The organism is Arthrobacter sp. SLBN-112 (assembly GCF_030944625.1).
Taxonomy (GTDB): domain Bacteria; phylum Actinomycetota; class Actinomycetes; order Actinomycetales; family Micrococcaceae; genus Arthrobacter.
Genome location: NZ_JAUSXY010000001.1, coordinates 3,907,068 through 3,929,663, shown reverse-complemented (window position 1 = coordinate 3,929,663; position 22,596 = coordinate 3,907,068). Strand labels below are relative to the sequence as shown.

The following is a 22,596-nucleotide window of genomic DNA, read 5'->3' as shown; positions in this document are numbered from 1 at the left end:
TTAGTACTTCCTCACCATCGGCTCGTAGCGGGTAAAGACAACCGGCTTGGTGGCGAGGCGGATGCCGGCGATTGATTCCGCCGATCCGTCGGCCGGCGCATGGTCATCCTTGTACGCCATGGAGTGCTTCATGAATTTCTCGTCGTCACGCTCGGGGAAGTCCTCGCGGAAGTGCCCGCCCCGGGATTCCTCGCGGTGCAGGGCGGCCACGGTCATGACCTTGGCCAATTCCAGCAGGAAGCCGAGCTCAACGGCCTCGAGCAGGTCCAGATTAAAGCGCTTGCCCTTGTCCTGGACGTTGATGTGCTTGTACCGCTCCTCGAAGGAAGCGATGTCGCGCAACACCTGGTTCAGGGTATCCGCCGTGCGGAACACCTGCATGTTGGCGTCCATGGTGTCTTGCAGTTCCTTGCGGATCTGGGCCACCTTTTCCTCGCCGGTGCCGTTGCGGGCAATGTCCAGCAGTTCGGTGGTGTAGGCCAGCGGGTTCTCCGGCAGCTCCACGAAATCGGCGGTCTTGGCGTACTCTGCGGCGGCCACGCCGGCGCGCTTGCCGAACACGTTGATGTCCAGCAGGGAGTTGGTGCCCAGGCGGTTGGAGCCGTGGACGGACACGCAGGCCACTTCACCGGCAGCGTAGAGGCCCGGCACCACGGTGTCGTTGTCCTGCAGGACCTCCGTGGTGATGTTGGTGGGGATGCCGCCCATGGCGTAGTGGGCGGTGGGGAACACCGGTACGGGCTCGGTGTACGGTTCCACGCCGAGGTAGGTCCGGGCGAACTCCGTGATGTCCGGGAGCTTGGCATCGATGTGCGCCGGCTCCAGGTGGGTCAGGTCCAGGAGGACGTAATCCTTGTTCGGACCGCAGCCGCGGCCTTCACGGACCTCGTTGGCCATGGAGCGGGCCACGATGTCACGGGGTGCCAGGTCCTTGATGGTGGGGGCGTAACGCTCCATGAAGCGCTCACCCTCGGAGTTGCGCAGGATGGCACCTTCACCACGGGCGGCTTCAGAGAGCAGGATGCCCAGGCCGGCAAGGCCGGTGGGGTGGAACTGGAAGAATTCCATGTCCTCCAGCGGGATGCCGCGGCGGAAGGCGATGCCCATGCCGTCGCCCGTGAGGGTGTGTGCATTGGAGGTGGTCTTGAAGACCTTGCCGGCGCCGCCGGAGGCGAACACCACGGACTTTGCCTGGAAGACGTGCAGTTCACCGGAGGCGAGATCGTAGGACACGACGCCGGCCACGCGCTTCTGCTTGAAGGGCGTGCCGTCCTCGCGGACAGCGTCCTCTTCGACCGTCAGCAGGTCCAGGACATAGTACTCGTTGTAGAACTCAACGTTGTGCTTGACGCAGTTTTGGTACAGGGTCTGCAGGATCATGTGGCCGGTGCGGTCTGCGGCGTAGCAGGCACGGCGGACAGGAGCCTTGCCGTGGTCGCGGGTGTGGCCGCCGAAGCGCCGCTGGTCGATGCGTCCCTCGGGCGTGCGGTTGAAGGGCAGGCCCATCTTCTCGAGGTCCAGCACGGCGTCGATGGCTTCCTTGGCCATGACCTCGGCAGCGTCCTGGTCAACCAGGTAGTCGCCGCCCTTGACGGTGTCGAACGTGTGCCATTCCCAGTTGTCTTCCTCGACATTGGCAAGGGCTGCACACATGCCACCCTGTGCCGCACCCGTGTGCGAGCGGGTGGGGTAGAGCTTGGTCAGTACTGCTGTGCGCGCGCGCTGACCGGACTCGATCGCGGCGCGCATGCCAGCGCCACCGGCACCGACGATGACGACGTCGTACTTATGGACCTGCATACCAGACGCTCTTTCTCTCAAAATTCGCTATCAAACAACGGGGCGGCTTTGCCTGCTCCGCAAAACAGGGCCCGCGGGAAAGCCCGCGGGCCCGGGGTTGTGCCTGAACTAGGCAGGGCAGAATCCGCCCGGAAGCGCAACGCCGTCCACCACGGGGCACGGGTTGAAGGTGAAGATCACCAAGGTGCCCAGGAGGATGATGACGACGGCGGCCGCGTACAGGACGGTCTTCAGCCAGCGGCGGGTCCCCGTCTTTTCGGCGTAGTCGTTAATGATGGTCCGCACACCGTTGGTGCCGTGCAGCATTGCCAGCCACAGCATCGCCAGGTCCCAGAACTGCCAGAACGGATCCGCCCACTTGCCGGCCACGAAACCGAAGTCGATGGCGTGGATGCCTTCGCCGACCATGAGGTTAACGAACAGGTGCCCGAAGATGAGGACCACCAGCACCACGCCGGAAAGGCGCATGAACAGCCAGGCGATCATCTCGAAGTTGCCGCGCGAACCGCCGCTCCGGCGGTATTGGGGAGCTACCCGACCGCTGCGGGGGCTCTCGATCGTTGCAGTCATGTCTTAGTGACCTCCGAGGGCGAGGGACAGGTGGCGGATGGAGAACGCAAGCATGGTCACGATCCAGAGAGCCAGGACTGCCCACAGCATCTGCCGCTGGTACTTGGCGCCCTTCTTCCAGAAGTCGACCGCAATGATCCGCAGCCCGTTGAAGGCGTGGAACACGATCGCGGCGACAAGGCCGGTCTCGCCCAGCGCCATCAGCGGGTTCTTGTAGGCGCCGATCACTGCGGTGTAGGCCTCCGGCGACACACGCACCAAGGAGGTGTCCAGGACGTGGACCAACAAGAAGAAAAAGATCACTACACCGGTAATGCGGTGTCCTACCCAGGACCACATGCCTTCACGGCCGCGGTACAAGGTGCCAGCTGGTTTTGTCGGCACTGATAAACCTCCCTGCACACAGCGGCGCTGGCATGAGATCCATGCGGGGGGAACGCCTGCTGCGAGAGCACTCGTAGCTCAGGCCTAAATCTAGGCTTCGCCTACAGCTTATTCAATTTAGGAGATTCTTGGAGACCAGCACTGGAGCGGTTTTTTGGCGAGAATGAGACGAACGCCACACAGATGCAGTCTTTTGGGCTCTGCGATGACGGGCTGCAGCGGTGAACGGCTCATGACGGGGCGCAGCTGCCGGCCGCGGCCTGTCAGCTAAAGTAGCCGTGATGAGTACAGACAAAGTGACAAGCCCGGCCTCACCCCTTGACCGCTTCATTGCGGTGATTCCGGCAGGCGGAGTGGGGACCCGCCTCTGGCCCCTGTCACGAGCAGCAGCTCCCAAGTTCCTTCACGATCTCACCGGATCGGGCAGCACCTTGTTGCGCGCCACCTACGACCGGCTGCATCCGCTTGCGGGCCGCCGGGTGCTGGTGGTCACGGGCAAGGCGCACCGCGAAGCCGTGTGCCGCCAGCTTCCCGAGGTCCAGGACGCCGACCTCATCCTGGAATCGGAGCCCAAGGACTCGGCCGCGGCGATCGGCCTTGCCGCCGCCATCCTGCACGAGCGCGACCCCGACACCATCATGGGATCCTTCGCCGCCGACCAGGTCATCAGCCCCGACCACCTCTTCCAGGAAGCCGTCCGGGAGGCAATCCACACGGCGGCCGCCGGCAAGATCGTGACCATCGGCATCAAGCCCACGCACCCGTCAACCGGATTCGGCTACATCCGCTCCGGCAAGTCGCTGCACATCGACGGAGCGCCCAGCGCCCACGATGTTGTGGAGTTCGTCGAAAAGCCCGACGAAGTGGTGGCCCAGCAGTACGTGGACAGCGGTGACTACGTGTGGAACGCCGGCATGTTCGTGGCACCCGTGGCACTCATGCTCAAGCACCTTGAGGCCAACCAGCCGGAGCTGTTCAAGGGCCTGCAGGAAATCGCACGGGCCTGGGACACCCCCGAGCGTGACGAAGTCACTGCCCGGATCTGGCCCACCCTGCCCAAGATCGCCATCGATTACGCAGTGGCCGAGCCCGCCGCCGAAGCCGGGGACGTCGCCGTCGTGCCCGGGACCTTCCGGTGGGACGACGTTGGCGACTTCGCCTCCGTTGGCCGCCTCAACAGCGCCAAGGAAGTGGACGACGTCACCGTCCTGGGCGAAGGCGCGCGGGTATTCACCGAGAACTCGAGCGGTGTTGTGGTCACGGATACCAAGCGCGTTATCGCCCTGATCGGCATCCAGGATGTTGTCATCGTGGATACGCCCGACGCCCTGCTGGTCACCACCATGGCCAATTCCCAGCGGGTCAAGGCAGCGGTCGATGCCCTCAAAGCCAGCGGGGACACGGACGTCCTGTGAGCGCTGCATCTGCCGGCGCATCGCGCGCCGGCGGATGCACGTTGTAACGGGGCGTCAGTGAATGGCCCTTATCGGGGCCGCGATCGCTAGAGTAAAACAGTGCGCAATTACACTACCGAAGCCGAGCCCACCGCCCTGGTGGCTCCGTGGCTTGAACCGCTCCTGCCGGAACTCATCGAATTCCGGCGGGACCTGCATGCGCACCCGGAGCTGTCCTTCAAGGAGTTCCGCACCACCGACAAACTGGCTGAGCGGCTCGAAGCCGCCGGGCTGAGCCCCCGCCGCCTGGAAGGCACCGGCCTGACCGTGGACGTCGGCGAAGGCCCCATCGCCACGGCGCTGCGCGGCGACATAGATGCGCTGCCCATCATCGAGGAGACCGGTCTGGCGTTCGCGTCCAGGAACCACGGTGTCACCCACGCCTGCGGCCACGACGTGCACACCACCACCATGCTTGGCATTGCCCTGGTACTGCAGCGGATGCACCAGGAATCGCCGCTTGGCGCAACAGTGCGGATCATCTTCCAGCCCGCCGAGGAAACCATGCCCGGCGGCGCACATGCGTGCATCGAGCAGGGCGTGCTGGAGGGCGTCCCGAGGATACTTGCGCTGCATTGCGATCCCCGCATCGAGGTGGGCAAGGTCGGAACCCGGATCGGGGCCATCACGTCGGCCTCGGACACCATCAGGATTGAACTTTCGGGCCGCGGCGGCCACACGTCACGCCCGCACCTCACCGAGGACCTCGTCTTCGCCCTGGCGCAGATCGCCGTCAACGTGCCGGCTGTCCTGTCCCGCCGGGTTGATGTCCGCAGCGGGGTGTCCGTGGTGTGGGGCCAGATCACCGCGGGATCGGCACCCAACGCCATTCCCGGCTCGGGGTACATGGCCGGAACCATGCGCTGCCTGGACCGCGACGCCTGGCACGCCGCCGGCGAACTCCTCGACGAAGTAGTCCACCAGGTGGCGGCACCCTACGGAGTGGATGTCCACCTGGAGCACACCAGGGGAGTGCCGCCCGTGGTGAATTCCGAGCATGAAACGGCCATCATCGAGGCGGCCGCGCGGGCAGAGATCGGCGAAAGCGCCGTGGTGCTGACCCCCCAATCCATGGGCGGCGAGGACTTCGCCTGGTTCCTGGCGGAACTTCCCGGCGCCATGATGCGCCTGGGCACCAAGACGCCCGGTGGCGAGGACTATGACCTCCACCGCGGCGACTACATCCTGGACGAGCGCTCGCTCGGCCTGGGTATCCGCGTGCTCACTGCGGCAGCACTGAGGACCATCAGGGACCTCGAGCAGCCGCCCGCAGTGTAGCCGCCCGGCGGCCCATCCACGCCGGGGCGTGCAAGCCCTGCGGGCTGTCCATGCCCGGCGCCGGAAACGTCCGCGATCACGACGACGGCCAGTGTGCGGGTGCTTTGGCTCTAGGTAAGTTGTGCACAATTTAATTGTGGGCTATGGTTTTGTCATGACCGAAGCCCCCCGCCTGGACCGCCAAGTGTGCTTTGCCTTGTATTCGGCCTCCCGGGCCGCCACCGCCGTGTACCGGCCCGTGCTGGACGAGCTGGGGCTCACCTACCCGCAGTATTTGGTGATGCTGGTGCTGTGGGAAAGCGAGCCCCGCGGCGTCAAGGAACTCGGCGGGGAACTCGGACTCGACTCGGGGACCCTGTCGCCCCTGCTCAAACGTCTGGAAGCACTGGGCCTCGTGGAACGCCGACGGTCCGGCGAGGATGAACGCCGCGTGGCAATCCACCTCACACCGGCAGGGCGCGACCTCAGCGGCCCGGCAAGCGCCATCCCGCAGCGGCTGGCCGACGCCGCAGGGCTCTCGAACGGAGAGCTCGAACAACTGCGCGCCACCCTGGGCAAGCTCACGGCCGCACTGCACCAGTCGCTCTAAGTGGCGACACACTGCACCATCCCACCTACAGGACGGACATTCTTTCGTGAAAACTCTCTACACCGCTGAGGCGCTTGCCTCGGGCGAAGGCCGTGACGGCACAGCACGCAGCAACGACGGCAAGCTGGCAGTGGACCTGGCCAGCCCCGTGGAGCTGGGCGGCAGCGGCCGCGGCACCAACCCTGAACAGCTTTTCGCCGCCGGGTACGCCGCCTGCTTCCACTCCGCACTGCGCCTGGTAGGCCGCAAGGCAGGCGCCGACCTCACCGATTCGGCAGTGGCAGCGAAAGTCCACCTGGGACAGCTGGATGGCGGAACCGGCTTCGGGCTTGCCGCCGAACTGGAAATCGCCCTGCCGGCGCTGGACCTTTCCACCGCCGAAGAACTGGTGGCCAAAGCGCATGAAGTCTGCCCCTACTCGAACGCCACCCGGGGCAACATCAACGTTGACATCAAGATTTTGGAGTACGCATCATGAGCACAGCACTTGCCACCACCCGTGAAATCCGGCTGGCGTCGCGCCCCGTGGGACGTCCCTCCAGCGACAACTTCGAACTGGCAGGGTCCCCGCTTCCCGCCCTTGAGGACGGCCAGATCCTGGTCCGGAACCTCTTCATGTCGGTCGACCCCTACATGCGGGGCCGGATGAATGACGTGAAGTCCTACTCCGCGCCGTTCGCCGTTGGCAAAGCGCTCGACGGCGGTGCGGTGGGCGAGGTGATCGCGTCCCGTTCATCTACACACAAGGAGGGTGACGTCGTCGTGCATTCCCTCGGCTGGCGGGAGCACGCCGTCGTTGACGGTGCTGCCACCACCCCGGCCCGCACGGACCTGGCACCGGCCTCCGCCTTCCTTGGCGCCCTGGGCATGACCGGGCTGACGGCCTACTCCGGCCTCTTGAAGGTCGCCGAATTCAAGCCGGGGGACGCCGTCTTCGTCTCCGGTGCCGCCGGTGCCGTGGGCTCCCTGGTGGGGCAGATCGCCAAGGCCATGGGGGCCTCCCGCGTGATCGGCTCGGCCGGCTCGCCCGCCAAGGTGGCACGGCTCCTCGAACTTGGCTTTGACGCGGCCTTCGACTACCACGATGGACCGGTGGTCGAGCAACTGCAGAAGGCCGCAGGCCCCGCCGGCATCGACGTCTACTTCGACAACGTCGGCGGCGAACACCTAGAGGCCGCCCTGGCAGTCCTCAATGTGGGTGGCCGGGTGGCAATGTGCGGCGCCATCGCGCAGTACAACTCGACCGAGCCCACCCCGGCGCCCCACAACCTGATGCAGGCCATCGGCAAGCAACTGACGCTGCGCGGCTTCCTGGTGGGCGGACAGCGGCAGCATGCGGCGGAGTTTGCGGAGAAAATGGCCGGCTGGCTGGCGGACGGTACCGTGCGCTATGACGAGACGATCGTGGACGGACTGGAGAACGCGCCGCAGGCATTCATGGATCTCCTGGACGGCGCGAACACCGGAAAGATGCTGGTCCGGCTCTAGTCCGGCGGCAACCACAACCACAAAATCACAAGCAGTAGGGGCGCCTCCTTCGGGGCGCCCCTACTGCTTGGTAACAACTTGTAAACAATCTCCGGAGTCAGCTCCCGCCGTGCTATGGGGACGTGGCGCAGGCCACTAAAGTAAGTGCCATCAGTGCGCTCCTGCGCAGTGCTGCGTGCCCTCAGTGAAAACAGAATTTCAGCGCCGAAACGGACACTCATTGAATTCCAGCCCGTAGTGCCACTCGCATCATCCCTGGAGGAAAATTGAAGAAATCACTGCGTGCCGGCTTCAAGCGCGGTTCAATGGCCGGTGTGGCCACCCTCGGTGCGTCCGCCTTGCTGCTCACCGGTTGTGGTGCCGCCCCGTCCGCGTCCGGCCCCTCTGGTTCAGCCACCGCCTCGGACTACACCGCATGCATGGTGTCCGACTCCGGTGGATTCGACGACAAGTCGTTCAACCAGTCCGGCTACGAGGGCCTGCAGAGCGCGGTCAAGGACCTCGGCATCCAGGAGAAGCACGTCCAGTCCAAGGCTGACACCGACTACGACCCCAACCTCCGCTCGATGGTCCAGCAGGGCTGCAAGCTCACCGTGACGGTCGGCTTCCTGCTCGGCGACGCCACCAAGTCCATCGCGACGGCCAACCCCAACAGCCATTTCGCCATCATTGACTACAACGACCCCACGTTCCCCAAGAACGTCAAGCCGATCGTCTATGACACGGCCCAGGCTGCATTCCTGGCCGGCTACCTGGCAGCAGGCACCTCCAAGACCGGGAAGGTCGCAACCTTCGGCGGCATCAACATCCCCACCGTCACCATCTTCATGGACGGCTTTGCCGACGGCGTGAAGTACTACAACGAGAAGAAGGGCAAGAGCGTCCAGCTCATCGGCTGGGACAAGGACAAGCAGGACGGCACCTTCGTCGGCGACTTCAAGCAGGTGGATAAGGGCAAGGTCCTGACCCAGGGCTTCCTTGACCAGGGCGCAGACATTGTCCTTCCCGTCGCCGGACCCGTCGGAGGCGGCGCGGGCAGCGCCATCCTCGACGCCAAGTCCAAGGGCAAGGACGCCAAGCTCATCTGGGTTGACTCCGATGGCTACCTGACGGCCACGGACTACAAGTCAGTGATCCTCTCCTCAGTCCAGAAGACCATGTCCACCGCGGTGGAGACGGTCATCAAGGACGACAAGGACGGCAAGTTCGACGCCTCGCCGTACATCGGAACCCTCGCAAACGGCGGCGTGGCCCTGGCTCCGTTCCACGACCTCGACTCCGCCGTGCCGGCTGACCTGAAGAGTGAACTGGACCAGCTCAAGAAGGACATCATCTCCGGCACCGTCAAGGTCGAGTCGAAGTCCAGCCCCACCAAGTAGCACCGAACCGCGGGGCGCGCTGCCCTTCCGCCGTTACCCCGGCCGGAGGGCAGCGCGTTCTGTTTTGCTGGCAACGTACGGTCGCCGGCACCGTGCCGGCGGTCCATTTTTGCCGCCTGCCTGCCCTGCCCAGGAACAACCCGTGACACTAGGCTGGGACTACCCGCTGCCTCGCCGCCGACAGCGCGTGCCGGAGCAGATCCATACACACACAGATTGGTTAGGGTTTTGAAACTCGAACTGAAAGGGATCACGAAGCGATTCGGATCCCTGGTAGCCAATGACCACATCGATTTGGTCGTCGAACCGGGGCAGGTGCACTGCCTCCTGGGAGAGAACGGCGCGGGGAAATCCACCCTGATGAACGTGCTCTACGGCCTGTACGATCCGACCGAAGGCGAAATCCTGGTCGATGGCAGGCCCGTCGTTTTCAAGGACCCCGGCGAGGCGATGGCGGCCGGTATCGGGATGGTCCACCAGCACTTCATGCTCATCCCGGTCTTCACCGTGGCCGAGAATGTGGCGCTGGGCAATGAGGCGACCAAAGCCGCCGGCCTCCTCAACCTGGAAGCCACGCGCGAGAAGATCCGCCGCATCTCGGACCAGTACGGGTTCGACGTCGACCCCGACGCCATGGTGGAGGACCTGCCCGTCGGCGTCCAGCAGCGGGTCGAGATCATCAAGGCACTCGTTCGTGATGCCGAGGTGCTTATCCTCGATGAACCCACCGCCGTGTTGACGCCGCAGGAGACCGACGAACTCCTGGACATCATCCGGCAGCTGAAGCGGGACGGTAAGTCGATCGTCTTCATTTCCCACAAACTGCGTGAAGTCAAAGCCATCTCGGACACCATCACGGTGATCCGCCGCGGCAAGGTGGTGGGGCAGGCGGATCCCACAGCTTCCCCCACCGAGCTGGCGTCCGCCATGGTGGGCCGCACCGTGAGCCTGACACTCGACAAGGCACCGGCCAAGACCGGTGACGTGACCTTCAAGGTCCGCAACCTTACCGTGACGGACCACAACGGCCAGCACGTGGTCGATCACCTGTCGTTCGACATAGCCAAGGGCGAAGTCCTCGCCATCGCGGGAGTGCAAGGCAACGGCCAGACGGAACTGACCGAGGCGATCCTTGGCGTGCAGCCGCATGTGGCCGGGTCCATCACGCTCGACGGCGAGGAACTGCTGGGCAAGAGCGTCAAGCACGTCCTCGGTGCGGGCGTGGGCTTCGTCCCCGAGGACCGCACCCTCGACGGCCTGGTGGGCACGTTCACCATCTCCGAAAACATGATCCTGGACCTCTACGACAAGGCACCCTTCGCCCGTGGCATGGGGATGAAACCGGGCGTGATCGCGGAGAACGCTGCCAGGAAGGTCGAGGAATTCGACGTCCGCACACCCTCCGTGTCCGCCGCGGTGGGCACCCTCTCCGGCGGCAACCAGCAGAAGGTGGTCCTGGCCCGTGAGCTCTCCCGTCCGCTCCGCCTGTTCATCGCTTCGCAGCCCACACGCGGGCTTGACGTCGGCTCGATCGAGTTCGTCCACAAGCGCGTCATCGCCGAACGTGACCACGGAACGCCGGTCATGATCGTGTCCACGGAACTTGACGAAGTCCTGCAGCTGGCAGACAGGATCGCGGTGCTCTACCGCGGCCGACTGGTGGGGATCGTACCCGCCACCACGTCCCGCGACGTGCTGGGCCTGATGATGGCCGGTGTCCCGGCCGCAGAAGCCGAAGCCAGCGCCTCCGCCCATGCCTCCGGCGCCACGACCACAGCGACGGTATCGCAGCCTGCCGGCCACGAAGGAGAATCCCATGTCTGAAAAGACAACCCCGGAACCGCAGGCCACAAGCCACCCCAGCGCCCCTGAGCCCGCCGGGACCCAGGTGCCCGGCGGCACCACCTCCGAGGCTGTCGCCTCCGACGTCGTCCTGGACACCGCCGGCGGCCAGATGCCGCCGTCCGCCGTTCCGGCAGCCACCCAGCGGCGCGGCCGGGACCATGACCGGGACGGCAGCGGATCCGTTTTGCACCAGGTCTTCACCGGCAACGCCATGGTCTCCTTCCTCTCCGTGCTGCTGGCCATCGTGCTCGGCGGCATCCTGATGGCAGTGACCAACCCCAAGGTCGCCGTTACGGCCGGCTACTTCTTCGCACAGCCCGGAGACCTCCTGACCGAGGTCATCCGTCCCTACACTGCCCTGGTGCAGGGGTCCATCTTCAACTGGGCCGGTGCCGACCTTGCCGCCCAGCTGTACCCGATAACCGAGACCCTCACCGTCGCAACCCCGCTGATTTGCGCCGGGCTCGGCGTCGCGCTGGCGTTCCGCGCCGGCCTGTTCAACATCGGTGCCCAAGGGCAGATCATCTTCGGCGCGCTCTTCGGCGCCTACGTCGGCTTCGCCTGGCACCTGCCCATTGGCCTGCACCTGCTGGTCGTCATCCTGGCCGGCCTGGTCGGCGGCGCGGTGTGGGGCGGCGTTGTGGGCCTGCTGAAGGCACGGACCGGCGCGCACGAGGTGATCGTGACCATCATGCTCAACTACATCGCCAACTTCCTGCTGCTGTTCCTGCTCACCACCCCGGCCTTCCAGCGCAAGGGTTCCACCAACCCGATCTCCCCTTTCCTTGATTCCACCGCATTGTTCCCCGAACTGCTCGGACCACAATTCCGCCTGCACGCCGGCTTCCTGGTCGCGATCGCCGCCACCGCCTTCGTCTGGTGGCTGCTGAACCGCTCCACGATCGGTTTTGAGTTCCGCGCCGTTGGGGCGAACCCCAGCGCTGCGCGCACAGCCGGCATCGACGTCGCCCGCAGCACCATCCTGGTGATGGCGATCGCCGGTGCGCTGGCGGGCCTGGCCGGCGTAGCCCAGGTGTCCGGCACGGAAAAGTACCTCTCCGGCGGGGTGGCCGCCTCCATCGGCTTTGATGCCATCACGGTCGCACTGCTGGGACGCTCCACGCCATGGGGAACCTTCTTCGCGGGCCTGTTGTTCGGCGCCTTCCGCGCCGGCGGCGTGGCCATGCAGGCCCAGACACAGACGCCAATCGACATCGTGCTCGTCATCCAGTCCCTGATCGTGCTGTTCATCGCAGCACCGCCGCTGGTCCGTGCGATATTCGGACTCAACCCCCGTAAGAAGAAGACCACCACAAGTGGGACCGCAGGTTCGCGTACCGGCGGCGTCAAGAGCGGAGCGGCAGCATGAGCGCCACCACACAATCTCCGGCCGGCAAACAGCCCGGCGCCGGGAAGGGAACCGGCGAGACATCCGGAGCCAACCGCGCCGGAGGCCACGCAGGCACAACCGAACTGGTGAGCTGGAAGGCCGGCGTCGGCCTGGGCCTGCTCGCCATCCTGGGCACCGTGCTGTTCGGGTTCCTGGCCAACTCAAAATCTGCAGGTTTCCGGATCGCCGAAGCCCGCGATCCGAACGCTTCCTCCACCGCAGCATGGATCACCCTCGCCTTGGCGCTGGCTGCCGCCGCCTATGTCGGCTACCGCTGGATCAGCCAGCGGCGGGAGGGCGGGGGAGTGGACCGCTGGATACCCGCCACCACCATCGCCGCCGTCGCCGTCCTGGGCCTGGCCGCCCTGGGCGTCGCCAGGGTGGAAAAAATAACCGTGCCTTCGATGGCGCTCGGCTGGACCTGCGCGGTCCTGCTGCTCGCACTGGCCGGGTACGCCTGTTTCCTGACCATGCAGCGGCGGCGCACCCCCGGATGGCTGGGCGGCATCTTCGCGGTGGTCTTCCTGGTCGGATTCATGATCTGGATCGTCGCCGGCGGCCGTGACCCCGAACCCTCCATTTCCCTCGGCGGCCTCATGGCCGGCGCTGTGACCCTGGCAGTACCCCTGGTGTTCGGCTCACTGTCCGGCGTGCTGTGCGAACGGGCCGGGGTGGTCAACATCGCCATCGAAGGCCAGCTCCTGCTCGGTGCGTTCTCCGCCGCCGTCGTTGCCACCGTGACCGGGAATGTCTATGTGGGGCTCATCTCGGCGGCAGTCGCCGGTGCGCTCGTGTCCCTCGTCCTGGCCGTGGTGAGCATCAAGTACCTCGTCAACCAGATCATCGTCGGCGTGGTCCTCAACGTCCTGATCAGCGGCCTCACCAGCTTCCTGTTCTCCACCCTGCTCACGGCCGATCCCGAACACCTCAACAAGCCCGGCCGACTGCAGGCAGTGGATATTCCGTTCCTCGCCGACATCCCGATCATCGGCCCCATCCTGTTCCGCCAGTCCCTGGTGGGCTACCTCATGTACGTGGCCGTCATCGTCGTCTACGTCGGGCTGTTCCACACCAAGTGGGGCCTGCGCGTGCGTGCCGTCGGCGAACACCCGCAAGCGGCGGACACCGTGGGCATCAACGTCAACCGCACCCGCTTCATCAACGTCCTCATGGGCGGCGCGATCGCCGGAATCGGCGGTTCCTTCTTCACCCTCGTGTCGGTGGACGCCTTCAGCAAGGACATGTCCGGCGGCCGCGGCTACATCGCCCTTGCCGCCATGATCTTCGGCCGCTGGAATCCTATCGGGGCCTTCCTGGCAGCCTTGCTGTTCGGTTTCGCCGACAACCTGCAGAGCATCATCACCATCATCGGCTCGCCCGTGCCCAGCCAGTTCATGGCGATGCTGCCCTACGCCCTGACCGTCATCGCGGTGGCCGGCCTGGTGGGACGGTCCAGGCCGCCAGCGGCCGACGGCATACCGTACGTCAAAGGGTGACGGCCGTGGATGACGCGCGAACCGTTGACTGGGCGGCCCTCGAAGCTGCCGCCGTCGCCGCCATGAAAAACGCCTACGCGCCGTATTCCAAATTCGCGGTGGGGGCGGCCGCCCTCACCACGGACGGCCGGATCGTCAGCGGCTGCAACGTGGAGAACGCCAGCTACGGGCTCACCCTGTGCGCCGAATGCGCCCTGGTAGGCAACCTGCATATGACCGGCGGCGGCCTGCTGCGCGCCTTCTACTGCGTCGACGCCGACGGTACGGTCCTGATGCCGTGCGGCCGCTGCCGGCAGCTGCTCTACGAATTCCGCGCCCCGGACATGGAACTCATGACCACCCAAGGCATCAGGACGATGGACCAGGTGCTGCCCGACGCATTTGGCCCCCAACATCTGGAGGAGACCCGGTGACCCAAACCACCAGCAACACCGAGGCGTTCGATGCGGTGGACATCATCCGCATCAAGCGCGACAAAGGCATCCTGAGCCCCGAGCAGATCGACTGGACCATCGACGCCTATACGCGTGGAGCCATTGCCGACGAACAGATGGCGGCCCTGAACATGGCCATCCTGCTCAACGGCATGGACCGGGCGGAAATTGCCCGTTGGACCGCCGCGATGATCGCGTCCGGGGAGCGAATGGATTTCTCCAGCCTCAGGCGTCCCGACGGCGGCCTGAAATACACCACGGACAAGCACTCCACCGGCGGGGTGGGGGACAAGATCACGTTGCCGCTGGCCCCCCTCGTCGCCGTTTTCGGCGTCGCCGTCCCACAGCTTTCCGGCCGCGGCCTGGGCCACACGGGCGGCACCCTGGACAAGCTCGAGTCGATTCCCGGGTGGCGCGCAAGCCTGACCAATGACGAGATCCTGGCCCAGCTCCAGGACGTAGGGGCGGTGATCTGTGCCGCCGGTGCAGGCCTGGCACCCGCGGACAAGAAGCTCTACGCGCTCCGGGACGTTACCGGCACCGTGGAAGCCATCCCGCTCATCGCTTCGTCCATCATGAGCAAGAAGATCGCCGAGGGCACCGGCTCGCTGGTCCTTGACGTCAAGGTGGGCAGCGGAGCGTTCATGAAGGATGAGTCCCGGGCCCGGGAGCTGGCCGAGACGATGGTGGCCCTGGGCAAGGACGCCGGCGTCAACACGGTGGCCCTGCTGACCAACATGGACACGCCACTGGGACTCACCGCCGGCAACGCGATCGAAGTGGAGGAATCCGTGGAGGTACTTGCCGGAGGCGGCCCGGAAGACGTGGTGGAGTTGACCGTCCGGCTCGCCGAAGAGATGCTCGCCGCTGCGGGAGTGCACGGCGCCGATCCCGCCGCCGCGCTCAAGGACGGCCGCGCCATGGACATTTGGAACCGGATGATCTCCGCCCAGGGAGGCGATCCGCACGCCGCCCTGCCCGTGGCCAGGGAATCGGACGTGGTCTACGCGCCCGCGGACGGAGTGCTGGTGGAACTCGACGCCCTGGCTGTCGGTGTGGCCGCTTGGCGGCTGGGGGCCGGCCGTGCCCGCAAGGAAGATGCCGTGCAGGCCGGGGCCGGGGTGCGGATGCACGCCAAACCGGGCGCCACCGTACGGGCGGGGGAGCCCCTGATGACACTGCTCACGGACACGCCGGACCGCTTCACCCGGGCCCGGGAAGCACTCGAACACGCGGTGGTCATCGCTCCGGAGGGTTCGCGGCCTGCCCAGCAGCTGATTATCGACCGCATAGCATAGGGACCAATGCAGGCCATCAACGACTTCATCCTCGCCGCAGCCGGACAGCCCTGGGTGCTGGTCCTGGTGCTGGCGTGCTGCATCATTGACGGCTTCTTCCCGCCCGTCCCCAGCGAATCCGTGGTGGTGGGCCTCGCCGCCGTCGCCGCCACCGCGGATGTTCCCAACCCTCTGCTCCTTGCCGGGGTGGCTGCCGCGGGCGCCTTCGTTGGCGACAACATTGCCTACCTTTTGGGCCGCCGGGTGGGTACCACCCGTTGGGCCTGGATGCGCGGACCGCGGATGCAGGCCGCCTTCCGCTGGGCGGGCCGGGAACTGCGAAAGCGGCCGGCCTCGCTGATCCTGGTGGCCCGGTTCGTTCCGATCGGGCGGGTGGCGGTCAACCTGACGGCCGGTGTTACCCACTATCCGCACCTGCGGTTCGTTGGCCTGACCGTCCTCTCCGCAAGCCTGTGGGCCGGATACTCCGTGACGATCGGGTTGTTTTTCGGCCAATGGTTCGAGGACAACCACGTCCTGGGCGCCGTGATCGCCATCATTTGTGCCGTAGCCCTGGGCATCCTGGTGGACCTGGTGATCAACAAATTCCGGGGTAAACCCAACGTGGTGGAACGGATCCGGGAACCCGGGACCTGAGCCCCGCGTTTAACGGGAAAATTCCGGGCAGCAGGGCGTAGCGGACTGCGTCCCCGGCATGGGACACTTAGGAACGATTTCCGCTTTGGCTGCGGCGCTTTGGCTGTGCCATTTTTTACAGGAGCAACACCGCGTGGAGTTTATTAATGAGGCCGTGCTCCATGCAGCGGGCCAGTGGTGGATCTACCCCGTGCTGCTGGTGTTCTTCTTCGTGGACGGCTTCGCCATGGTGGTCCCCAGCGAGACCCTCATCGTGGCACTCGCGGCTTTCTCGCGGCACAGCGGCGAACCCAATCTCTGGATCCTTGGCCTGACGGCCCTGATCGGTGCCATTTGCGGCGACAACGTGGCCTATATGCTCGGCCGGAAAATCGGACTGGACCGGTGGGGCTGGATGCGCCGGCCCAAGGTTCGGAAAGTGTTCGCCTGGGCCCGCTACGAGCTGGAGAAGCGCGGGGCGGTGCTCATCTTCACCGCGCGCTACATCCCCTGGGGTCGGGTGGCCGTCAACTATGTGGCCGGCAGCACCGGTTTCTCGCACCGGAGGTTTTTCGTCTTCGATGCCTTCGCATGCGTCACATGGGTGGGGTACTCCCTTGGCATCGGGGTGCTTGCCAGCTCGTTCCCCTGGCTGCACCACAACCCGCTCCTGAGCGCCGGCATCGCGGTCGTGTTCGCGATTGTCCTGGGCGTCGTCATCGACCACGCCCTCCGCTGGTGGCACAAACGGCTGGGACGCCACGACGCCCCCGAAGCTGAAACCGAAGTGGACGGATGGGCCGGAAACGCCTCCGACCAGGATGAACGGCCCGGCACCCGGCCCCTCACGGTGCCGTCGGCGGATGCGGGTCCCGCCGCCAAGTAGCGGCTGGCTTTGAACCCCGCCCCACCCTAAGGTGGGAACGTGACTGAGCCCATTCTTGACGCCGCCCCTGCCATTGATTTCGACCTGAAGAGCCTGCCCAAGGTTTCCCTTCACGACCATCTGGACGGGGGACTCCGTCCGGCCACGATTATCGAACTGGCGGAAGCCGTTGGGCACACGCTTCCCTCGACGGACCCGGTTGCCCTGGGCGAGTGGTTCCGCGAATCCGCAGACTCCGGCTCCCTGGTCCGCTACCTGGAAACCTTCGACCACACCGTGGCCGTGATGCAGACTTACGATGGCCTGTTCCGGGTGGCCAAGGAATTCGTTGAAGACCTGGCAGATGACGGCGTGGTGTACGGCGAGGTCCGGTGGGCGCCGGAGCAGCACCTGCAGAAGGGGCTCAGCCTGGATGAGGCCGTGGAAGCGGTCCAGGATGGCCTGGAGGCAGGCGTCGAGGCCGTCTCGGAGACCGGCCGGGAGATCCAGGTGGGCCAGCTGATCACCGCCATGCGCCACGCCGACCGCGGCCAGGAGATTGCCGAACTCGCAGTGCGACACCGCAACCAGGGTGCAGTCGGGTTTGACATCGCGGGCGCGGAAGACGGCTTCCTGCCCAGCCGGTTCAAGGACGCGTTCACCTACCTGGCCCAGCACAACTTCCCCGCCACGGTACACGCCGGCGAGGCCGCCGGGCTGGAAAGCATCCAGTCCGCGCTGGTTGACGGCAGGGCCCTCCGCCTGGGACACGGCGTCCGGATCGCCGAGGACATCATGGTGGAATTCGACGATGACGATGAGGCCGGAGACACCGTCGGCCTGGTCACCCTGGGCGATCTCTCCAGCTGGGTCCGCGACCGCGGCATCGCCCTGGAAATCTGCCCGTCCTCCAACCTGCAGACCGGAGCGATCGCCGGATTTGGCGAGGGCATCGAAAGCCACCCGCTGGACATGCTGTACCAGCTGGGCTTCAACGTCACCATCAACACCGACAACCGCCTGATGAGCGGCGTCACCCTGACCGATGAGTTCAACCTGCTGGTGGAGACGTTTGACTACGACCTCGACGACCTCCTGGAGCTCACCCTCAACGCCGCCGAGGCATCCTTCCTGCCCCTGGAGGAAAAGGAAGCGCTGGTGGAGTACATCAACGACGCCTACGCCAACCTTGGCTGACCAGCAACCCGCGGCCGGCAGCTCTGCCACGGCGGAGCTGCTGGAAAAGATGGCGCAGCTGCGCGAGCACTGTCCCTGGATGGGTGCCCTGACGCACGCCTCGCTGGTGGAGTACCTCCTGGAGGAGGCCTATGAAGTGGCCGAGACCATCGAGGAGGGCCACCCCGACGCCGAACTCCAGGGCGAGCTGGGTGACGTCCTGCTCCAGGTGGTGCTGCACGCCCGGCTCGCCGAGGAGCGCGGCGCGTTCACGTTCGACGACGTTGCGCGCGGCCTGGGTGCCAAAATGGTCCGCCGCAACCCGCACGTCTTCCGGCCCGACGGTTCCCTGCAGGACAGCTTCCCTGCCACGGTGGCGGAGATCGAGCAGACGTGGGACGCCGTCAAACGGGCCGAACGCCCGGAACGGCGCCATGCCTTCGAGGGAATTCCCGCCGCCCTTCCGGCTCTGGCCAAGGCGCAAAAATCGCTGGACCGCGCCGCCCGTGCCGGCCTTGGCCTTCCCGGCGGGCTCCCCATCCCCGAAAGCGAGGACGAACTCGGAACGCTGCTGCTCGCCGTCGTGCGTTCCGCCCGGGACCGCGGCATGGACGCCGAGCGGGCCCTGCGTGCCGCCGTACGCCGCTACCAAGGCGACCAAGCTCCATCATGACGTCCGGGCTTCGACCGGTTTGAGTAACCCGGAGCACTCTCGACTACGCTAGTCCCTGACGAGTACGTCGAGTTTTCTGCCTGATTCCCCCCGTTAATCGCCCATAAGGAGCAAATTCATGGCGCTTATCGATGCCATCCACGCCCGCGAGATCCTTGATTCCCGCGGCAACCCCACCGTTGAAGTTGAAGTCCTGCTGTCGGACGGCCAGATCGGCCGCGCCGCAGTTCCCTCCGGTGCTTCCACCGGTGAGCACGAGGCCGTCGAACTGCGCGACGGCGACAAGGGCCGCTACCTCGGCAAGGGCGTGCAGAAGGCCGTCGACGCCGTGATTGACCAGATCGCCCCGGCCCTGACCGGCTTCGACGCCACCGACCAGCGCAGCATCGACCAGGCAATGCTGGACCTGGACGGCACGCCCAACAAGGGCAAGCTCGGCGCCAACGCCATCCTGGGCGTCTCCCTGGCGGTCGCCAACGCAGCCGCGGCCTCCGCCGACCTGCCCCTCTACAAGTACCTGGGCGGCCCGAACGCGCACGTCCTGCCCGTCCCGCTGATGAACATCCTCAACGGTGGATCGCACGCCGACTCCGACGTGGACATCCAGGAATTCATGATCGCCCCCATCGGCGCCGAGACCTTCTCCGAAGGCCTGCGCTGGGGCGTCGAGGTCTACCACAACCTCAAGTCCGTCCTGAAGGAAAAGGGCCTGTCCACCGGCCTGGGCGACGAGGGCGGCTTCGCCCCGAACCTGCCGTCCAACCGCGCTGCCCTGGACCTGATCCAGGAAGCCATCAAGAACGCCGGCTACACCCCGGGCAAGGACATCGCCCTGGCCCTGGACGTCGCATCCTCGGAGTTCTTCAAGGACGGCGCCTACCAGTTCGAAGGCAAGTCCCTGTCCGCCAGCGAGATGAGCGCCTACTACGCCGAACTCGTGGCCGACTACCCTCTGGTTTCCATCGAGGACCCGCTGGACGAGAACGACTGGGAAGGCTGGAAGACCCTCACCGACGCCATCGGCGACAAGGTCCAGCTGGTGGGCGACGACCTCTTCGTCACCAATCCCTCCATCCTGCAGCGCGGCATCGACACCAAGACGGCCAACTCCCTGCTGGTCAAGGTCAACCAGATCGGCTCCCTGACCGAGACCCTGGACGCCGTCAGCCTGGCCCAGCGCGCCGGTTACACCACCATCACCTCGCACCGCTCCGGCGAAACCGAGGACACCACCATCGCCGACATCGCGGTGGCCACGAACGCCGGCCAGATCAAGACCGGCGCACCTGCCCGCTCCGAGCGCGTTGCCAAGTACAACCAGCTGCTGCGCATCGAAGAGGAACTCGACGACGCCGCACGTTACGCCGGACGCAGCGCGTTCCCGCGTTTCAAGGGCTAGTAACCGGCTAAACCCATCGGCGGTGGCTATGGTTGGAAGACCATAGCCACCGCCGTTGTTTTCCGCAGCAATGGTCCAGGCAGTGTTTGTCCAGCACAGATAGTGGCGGCCCAGGGAGGCTGCGTTTCAGGAGTGTCATGGCTACCCGCCGCCCCAAAGTTCCCAAGGTTGCCCCCGCCCGTCCGGCAAAGGACACGGCCGACGACGGTACCTCCGGCGGGGCCGAGGTCATCCGGGCGGATTTCCGCCCGGGCAACGGCGCTGCCGCGGCTGAGGAGTCTTCCGGGCAGGACAACCGCGGCCGCGGAACTGCCGGCCGGCCGGGCGGAAAGGCGGGAGGGGCAACCGCACCCAAGCCGTCCGCCGGACGCAAGGGCAGCAGTTCCGTTGACGGCACCAACGGCCGGGCCAGTGACGAGGACCAGCACCCCGTCCCCGCCAAGGCCTTCTCCGGCCGCATGCTCGCGTTGGCCGTGGTGATGGTGGCCATCACCATCATGCTGGCACCAACCGTGAAGATCTTTTTCGACAAGAAGGCCGAAATCGACGCGCTGAATGCCGATATCGCCGCCCGTCAGGCCGAAGGGGACGCCCTCCGGCAGCAGGTTTCGCGATGGCAGGACCCCAACTACGTCAAGCAGCAGGCCCGCGACCGCATTAACATGGTTATGCCGGGCGAAACCGGCTACTGGGTTTTTGGCAGCGATGAGCCGGCCGGAGAAAGCAGTAGCCCCGCCGGCGCAACAGCACAAGACCCCGCCGATCTGCCGTGGGTGGATTCCCTGTGGGAGTCCATCAGGCGCGCGGCCACAGACTGAACCGCACAGGAAGGACGGCCCGCGACAATGGAACACAGCACGGCAGCCGCCCGGGACGAATCCCGCCAACCGACAGAACACGACCTTGACGTGCTGAGCAGGCAGCTGGGACGTCCCGTCCGCGACGTCGTGGAAATTCCGGCGCGGTGCGTTTGCGGCAACCCGCTCGTAGCAGCGACCGCCCCCCGCCTCAGCAACGGAACCCCGTTCCCCACCACCTTCTACCTGACGCACCCGGTGATCACCTCAGCGGTTTCCCGGCTGGAAGCCGCAGGCGTCATGAATGAGATGAACGACCAACTCGCCGGGGATCCCGGGCTCGCGGACGCCTACCGCTCGGCCCATGAAGAATACCTCGCCGCCCGGAACGCGATCGGAGAACGTTCCGGCATCGGCCCGGTGCCTGAAATCGACGGCGTCTCGGCCGGGGGAATGCCCGTACGCGTCAAGTGCCTGCACGTCCTGGTGGGCCACTCCCTGGCGTCCGGCCCCGGCGTCAACCCGCTCGGCGACCAGGCCCTTGGAATGATCAGCGAGTGGTGGACGACGGACAAGTGCTACTGCGACGGCGCCTGGGACACCACCGGCGAGGCACCGTCCCGGGACCTCAGCCGACATGGTCCCCAGGGCCTGCCGGACATCGTTGGCCGCCCCGCGCCCGTGCGGAAGACTGCCGGCGACGCCGGGGTGGCGGAGTGACGCGCGTCGCCGCCATCGACTGCGGCACCAACTCCATCCGGCTCCTGATCGCGGACATTGACCGCAGCAACGGCAGCACGGCCCTGACTGACGTCGTCCGGGAAATGCGCGTGGTCCGGCTGGGCCAGGGGGTGGATGCCACCGGCGAACTGGCTCCGGAGGCCCTTGAACGCACCTTCGCCGCAACGGCTGACTATGCCCGCCTGATCCGTGAGCACGGTGCGGAACGGACCCGGTTCGTCGCTACCTCGGCAAGCCGGGACGCACGCAACAGGGACGTCTTCGTGGACGGCATCCGGGACCTCCTGGGAGTCGAACCTGAGGTCATTTCCGGCGACGAGGAAGCGGCCTTGTCGTTCGCCGGCGCCAGCAGCGTGCTGCCCATCCTCGACGGCCATGAAGTACTGGTGGTGGACCTTGGCGGCGGAAGCACCGAATTTGTCCTCGGCACCGCCTCCGGGGTCACGGCAGCCAAATCCGTGGACATCGGCTGCGTTCGCCTCACTGAGCGGCACCTGCGTGACGATCCGCCCACGGCCGAACAGGTCGCGGCCGCCGAGGCCGACGTTGACGCCGCCATAGCCCGCGCCGGACGCGACGTGCCGCTGGAACGTGCCACCGCCGTCGTCGGCGTGGCCGGATCCGTCACCACCATCACCGCGCACGCCCTCCGCCTGCCCGAATACTCGCCGGACGCCATCCACGGCGCCCAGCTTCCCATTGAGGACGTCAAGGCCGCTGCCGGCGACCTGCTGGCGATGACCCGGGCCGGCCGCGCCGCCCTGCCGTACATGCACCCGGGGCGGGTGGATGTCATTGGCGCCGGGGGACTGGTGTGGCGCCGCATCCTGGAACGGATGGGCACGCTTACCGGCGGCAGGATCACCGCCGCCACCGCGAGCGAGCACGACATCCTTGACGGCATCGCCCTGAGCATCGGGTAGCC

Annotated in this window: 22 protein-coding genes; 19 read left to right on the top strand and 3 right to left on the bottom strand. The window is 66.1% G+C overall.

All coding sequences use genetic code 11. The features are described 5' to 3' along the window. From sdhA to sdhC, 3 genes are all read right to left on the bottom strand, one after another. The gene (gene sdhA, locus QF050_RS18195) at positions 1 to 1,800 is read right to left on the bottom strand and encodes a succinate dehydrogenase flavoprotein subunit (RefSeq protein WP_308931674.1); all 1,800 of its coding nucleotides are present in this window, start codon (positions 1,798 to 1,800) and stop codon (positions 1 to 3) included. Positions 1,801 to 1,908: 108 nt separating this feature from the next. Continuing rightward, positions 1,909 to 2,370 carry a succinate dehydrogenase hydrophobic membrane anchor subunit gene (locus QF050_RS18190; RefSeq protein ID WP_018761927.1) on the bottom strand — a complete coding sequence of 154 codons (462 nt, stop codon included), beginning with the start codon at positions 2,368 to 2,370 and terminating at the stop codon, positions 1,909 to 1,911. Between the two features lie 3 nt (positions 2,371 to 2,373). Next, a complete protein-coding gene (gene sdhC / locus QF050_RS18185; protein ID WP_081624141.1) occupies positions 2,374 to 2,754 on the bottom strand; it encodes a succinate dehydrogenase, cytochrome b556 subunit in 381 nt (126 codons plus the stop codon). 281 nt (positions 2,755 to 3,035) lie between these two features. On the opposite strand from sdhC, the gene QF050_RS18180 reads away from it, so the two are divergent. The 19 genes from QF050_RS18180 to QF050_RS18090 all read left to right on the top strand — a co-directional run bounded on the left by QF050_RS18180 (position 3,036) and on the right by QF050_RS18090 (position 22,594). Then, the gene (locus QF050_RS18180) at positions 3,036 to 4,169 is read left to right on the top strand and encodes a mannose-1-phosphate guanylyltransferase (RefSeq protein WP_308931673.1); all 1,134 of its coding nucleotides are present in this window, start codon (positions 3,036 to 3,038) and stop codon (positions 4,167 to 4,169) included. A gap of 99 nt (positions 4,170 to 4,268) precedes the next feature. Then, complete coding sequence (locus tag QF050_RS18175) at positions 4,269 to 5,486, top strand: amidohydrolase (RefSeq protein ID WP_308931672.1); 1,218 nt, start codon at positions 4,269 to 4,271, stop codon at positions 5,484 to 5,486. Positions 5,487 to 5,640: 154 nt separating this feature from the next. Further along, positions 5,641 to 6,075, top strand: a complete 435-nt coding sequence (locus QF050_RS18170) for a MarR family transcriptional regulator (protein WP_308931671.1) — start codon at positions 5,641 to 5,643, stop codon at positions 6,073 to 6,075. 46 nt (positions 6,076 to 6,121) lie between these two features. Further along, the gene (locus QF050_RS18165; protein ID WP_308931670.1) at positions 6,122 to 6,553 is read left to right on the top strand and encodes an organic hydroperoxide resistance protein; all 432 of its coding nucleotides are present in this window, start codon (positions 6,122 to 6,124) and stop codon (positions 6,551 to 6,553) included. After that, on the top strand, positions 6,550 to 7,563 hold the full coding sequence (locus QF050_RS18160) for an NADP-dependent oxidoreductase (RefSeq protein WP_308931669.1): 1,014 nt from the start codon (positions 6,550 to 6,552) through the stop codon (positions 7,561 to 7,563). The genes QF050_RS18165 and QF050_RS18160 overlap by 4 nt, the downstream gene beginning before the upstream one ends. A 266-nt stretch (positions 7,564 to 7,829) precedes the next feature. Continuing rightward, a complete protein-coding gene (locus QF050_RS18155; protein ID WP_308931668.1) occupies positions 7,830 to 8,942 on the top strand; it encodes a BMP family ABC transporter substrate-binding protein in 1,113 nt (370 codons plus the stop codon). A gap of 228 nt (positions 8,943 to 9,170) precedes the next feature. Beyond that, entirely contained in the window at positions 9,171 to 10,766 is a 1,596-nt protein-coding gene (locus tag QF050_RS18150; protein ID WP_308931667.1) for an ABC transporter ATP-binding protein, read from the top strand. Further along, positions 10,759 to 12,156, top strand: a complete 1,398-nt coding sequence (locus QF050_RS18145; protein WP_308931666.1) for an ABC transporter permease — start codon at positions 10,759 to 10,761, stop codon at positions 12,154 to 12,156. Before QF050_RS18150 ends, QF050_RS18145 begins: the two co-directional genes overlap by 8 nt. Further along, the gene (locus QF050_RS18140; protein WP_308931665.1) at positions 12,153 to 13,673 is read left to right on the top strand and encodes an ABC transporter permease; all 1,521 of its coding nucleotides are present in this window, start codon (positions 12,153 to 12,155) and stop codon (positions 13,671 to 13,673) included. The genes QF050_RS18145 and QF050_RS18140 overlap by 4 nt, the downstream gene beginning before the upstream one ends. A 5-nt stretch (positions 13,674 to 13,678) precedes the next feature. Beyond that, a complete protein-coding gene (locus tag QF050_RS18135) occupies positions 13,679 to 14,086 on the top strand; it encodes a cytidine deaminase (RefSeq protein ID WP_308931664.1) in 408 nt (135 codons plus the stop codon). Continuing rightward, complete coding sequence (locus QF050_RS18130; RefSeq protein WP_308931663.1) at positions 14,083 to 15,405, top strand: thymidine phosphorylase; 1,323 nt, start codon at positions 14,083 to 14,085, stop codon at positions 15,403 to 15,405. Before QF050_RS18135 ends, QF050_RS18130 begins: the two co-directional genes overlap by 4 nt. A gap of 6 nt (positions 15,406 to 15,411) precedes the next feature. Further along, positions 15,412 to 16,041: a VTT domain-containing protein gene (locus QF050_RS18125; RefSeq protein ID WP_308931662.1), complete on the top strand. Its 630-nt coding sequence runs from the start codon at positions 15,412 to 15,414 to the stop codon at positions 16,039 to 16,041. A gap of 133 nt (positions 16,042 to 16,174) precedes the next feature. Continuing rightward, a complete protein-coding gene (locus QF050_RS18120) occupies positions 16,175 to 16,906 on the top strand; it encodes a DedA family protein (protein ID WP_308931661.1) in 732 nt (243 codons plus the stop codon). Positions 16,907 to 16,945: 39 nt separating this feature from the next. After that, positions 16,946 to 18,082: an adenosine deaminase gene (locus QF050_RS18115; protein WP_285244809.1), complete on the top strand. Its 1,137-nt coding sequence runs from the start codon at positions 16,946 to 16,948 to the stop codon at positions 18,080 to 18,082. A 79-nt stretch (positions 18,083 to 18,161) separates the two neighbouring features. Then, entirely contained in the window at positions 18,162 to 18,734 is a 573-nt protein-coding gene (locus QF050_RS18110; protein WP_374121580.1) for a MazG nucleotide pyrophosphohydrolase domain-containing protein, read from the top strand. Between the two features lie 118 nt (positions 18,735 to 18,852). Next, on the top strand, positions 18,853 to 20,133 hold the full coding sequence (gene eno, locus QF050_RS18105) for a phosphopyruvate hydratase (protein WP_308931659.1): 1,281 nt from the start codon (positions 18,853 to 18,855) through the stop codon (positions 20,131 to 20,133). 137 nt (positions 20,134 to 20,270) lie between these two features. Continuing rightward, the gene (locus QF050_RS18100; RefSeq protein ID WP_308931658.1) at positions 20,271 to 20,951 is read left to right on the top strand and encodes a septum formation initiator family protein; all 681 of its coding nucleotides are present in this window, start codon (positions 20,271 to 20,273) and stop codon (positions 20,949 to 20,951) included. Between the two features lie 27 nt (positions 20,952 to 20,978). Beyond that, a complete protein-coding gene (locus QF050_RS18095) occupies positions 20,979 to 21,650 on the top strand; it encodes a DUF501 domain-containing protein (RefSeq protein WP_308931657.1) in 672 nt (223 codons plus the stop codon). Next, positions 21,647 to 22,594 (top strand): Ppx/GppA phosphatase family protein, encoded by a 948-nt coding sequence (locus QF050_RS18090; RefSeq protein WP_308931656.1) that lies wholly within the window; start codon positions 21,647 to 21,649, stop codon positions 22,592 to 22,594. Before QF050_RS18095 ends, QF050_RS18090 begins: the two co-directional genes overlap by 4 nt. Positions 22,595 to 22,596 lie beyond the last annotated feature (2 nt).

What these genes read in the sequence shown, in the direction of transcription:
- sdhA (WP_308931674.1), bottom strand. Translation starts at nt 1,800, where the DNA reads ATGCAGGTCCATAAGTACGACGTCGTCATCGTCGGTGCCGGTGGCGCT.
- QF050_RS18190 (WP_018761927.1), bottom strand. Translation starts at nt 2,370, where the DNA reads ATGACTGCAACGATCGAGAGCCCCCGCAGCGGTCGGGTAGCTCCCCAA.
- QF050_RS18180 (WP_308931673.1), top strand. Translation starts at nt 3,036, where the DNA reads ATGAGTACAGACAAAGTGACAAGCCCGGCCTCACCCCTTGACCGCTTC.
- QF050_RS18170 (WP_308931671.1), top strand. Translation starts at nt 5,641, where the DNA reads ATGACCGAAGCCCCCCGCCTGGACCGCCAAGTGTGCTTTGCCTTGTAT.
- QF050_RS18160 (WP_308931669.1), top strand. Translation starts at nt 6,550, where the DNA reads ATGAGCACAGCACTTGCCACCACCCGTGAAATCCGGCTGGCGTCGCGC.
- QF050_RS18145 (WP_308931666.1), top strand. Translation starts at nt 10,759, where the DNA reads ATGTCTGAAAAGACAACCCCGGAACCGCAGGCCACAAGCCACCCCAGC.
- QF050_RS18140 (WP_308931665.1), top strand. Translation starts at nt 12,153, where the DNA reads ATGAGCGCCACCACACAATCTCCGGCCGGCAAACAGCCCGGCGCCGGG.
- QF050_RS18125 (WP_308931662.1), top strand. Translation starts at nt 15,412, where the DNA reads ATGCAGGCCATCAACGACTTCATCCTCGCCGCAGCCGGACAGCCCTGG.
- QF050_RS18110 (WP_374121580.1), top strand. Translation starts at nt 18,162, where the DNA reads ATGGGTGCCCTGACGCACGCCTCGCTGGTGGAGTACCTCCTGGAGGAG.
- eno (WP_308931659.1), top strand. Translation starts at nt 18,853, where the DNA reads ATGGCGCTTATCGATGCCATCCACGCCCGCGAGATCCTTGATTCCCGC.
- QF050_RS18100 (WP_308931658.1), top strand. Translation starts at nt 20,271, where the DNA reads ATGGCTACCCGCCGCCCCAAAGTTCCCAAGGTTGCCCCCGCCCGTCCG.
- QF050_RS18095 (WP_308931657.1), top strand. Translation starts at nt 20,979, where the DNA reads ATGGAACACAGCACGGCAGCCGCCCGGGACGAATCCCGCCAACCGACA.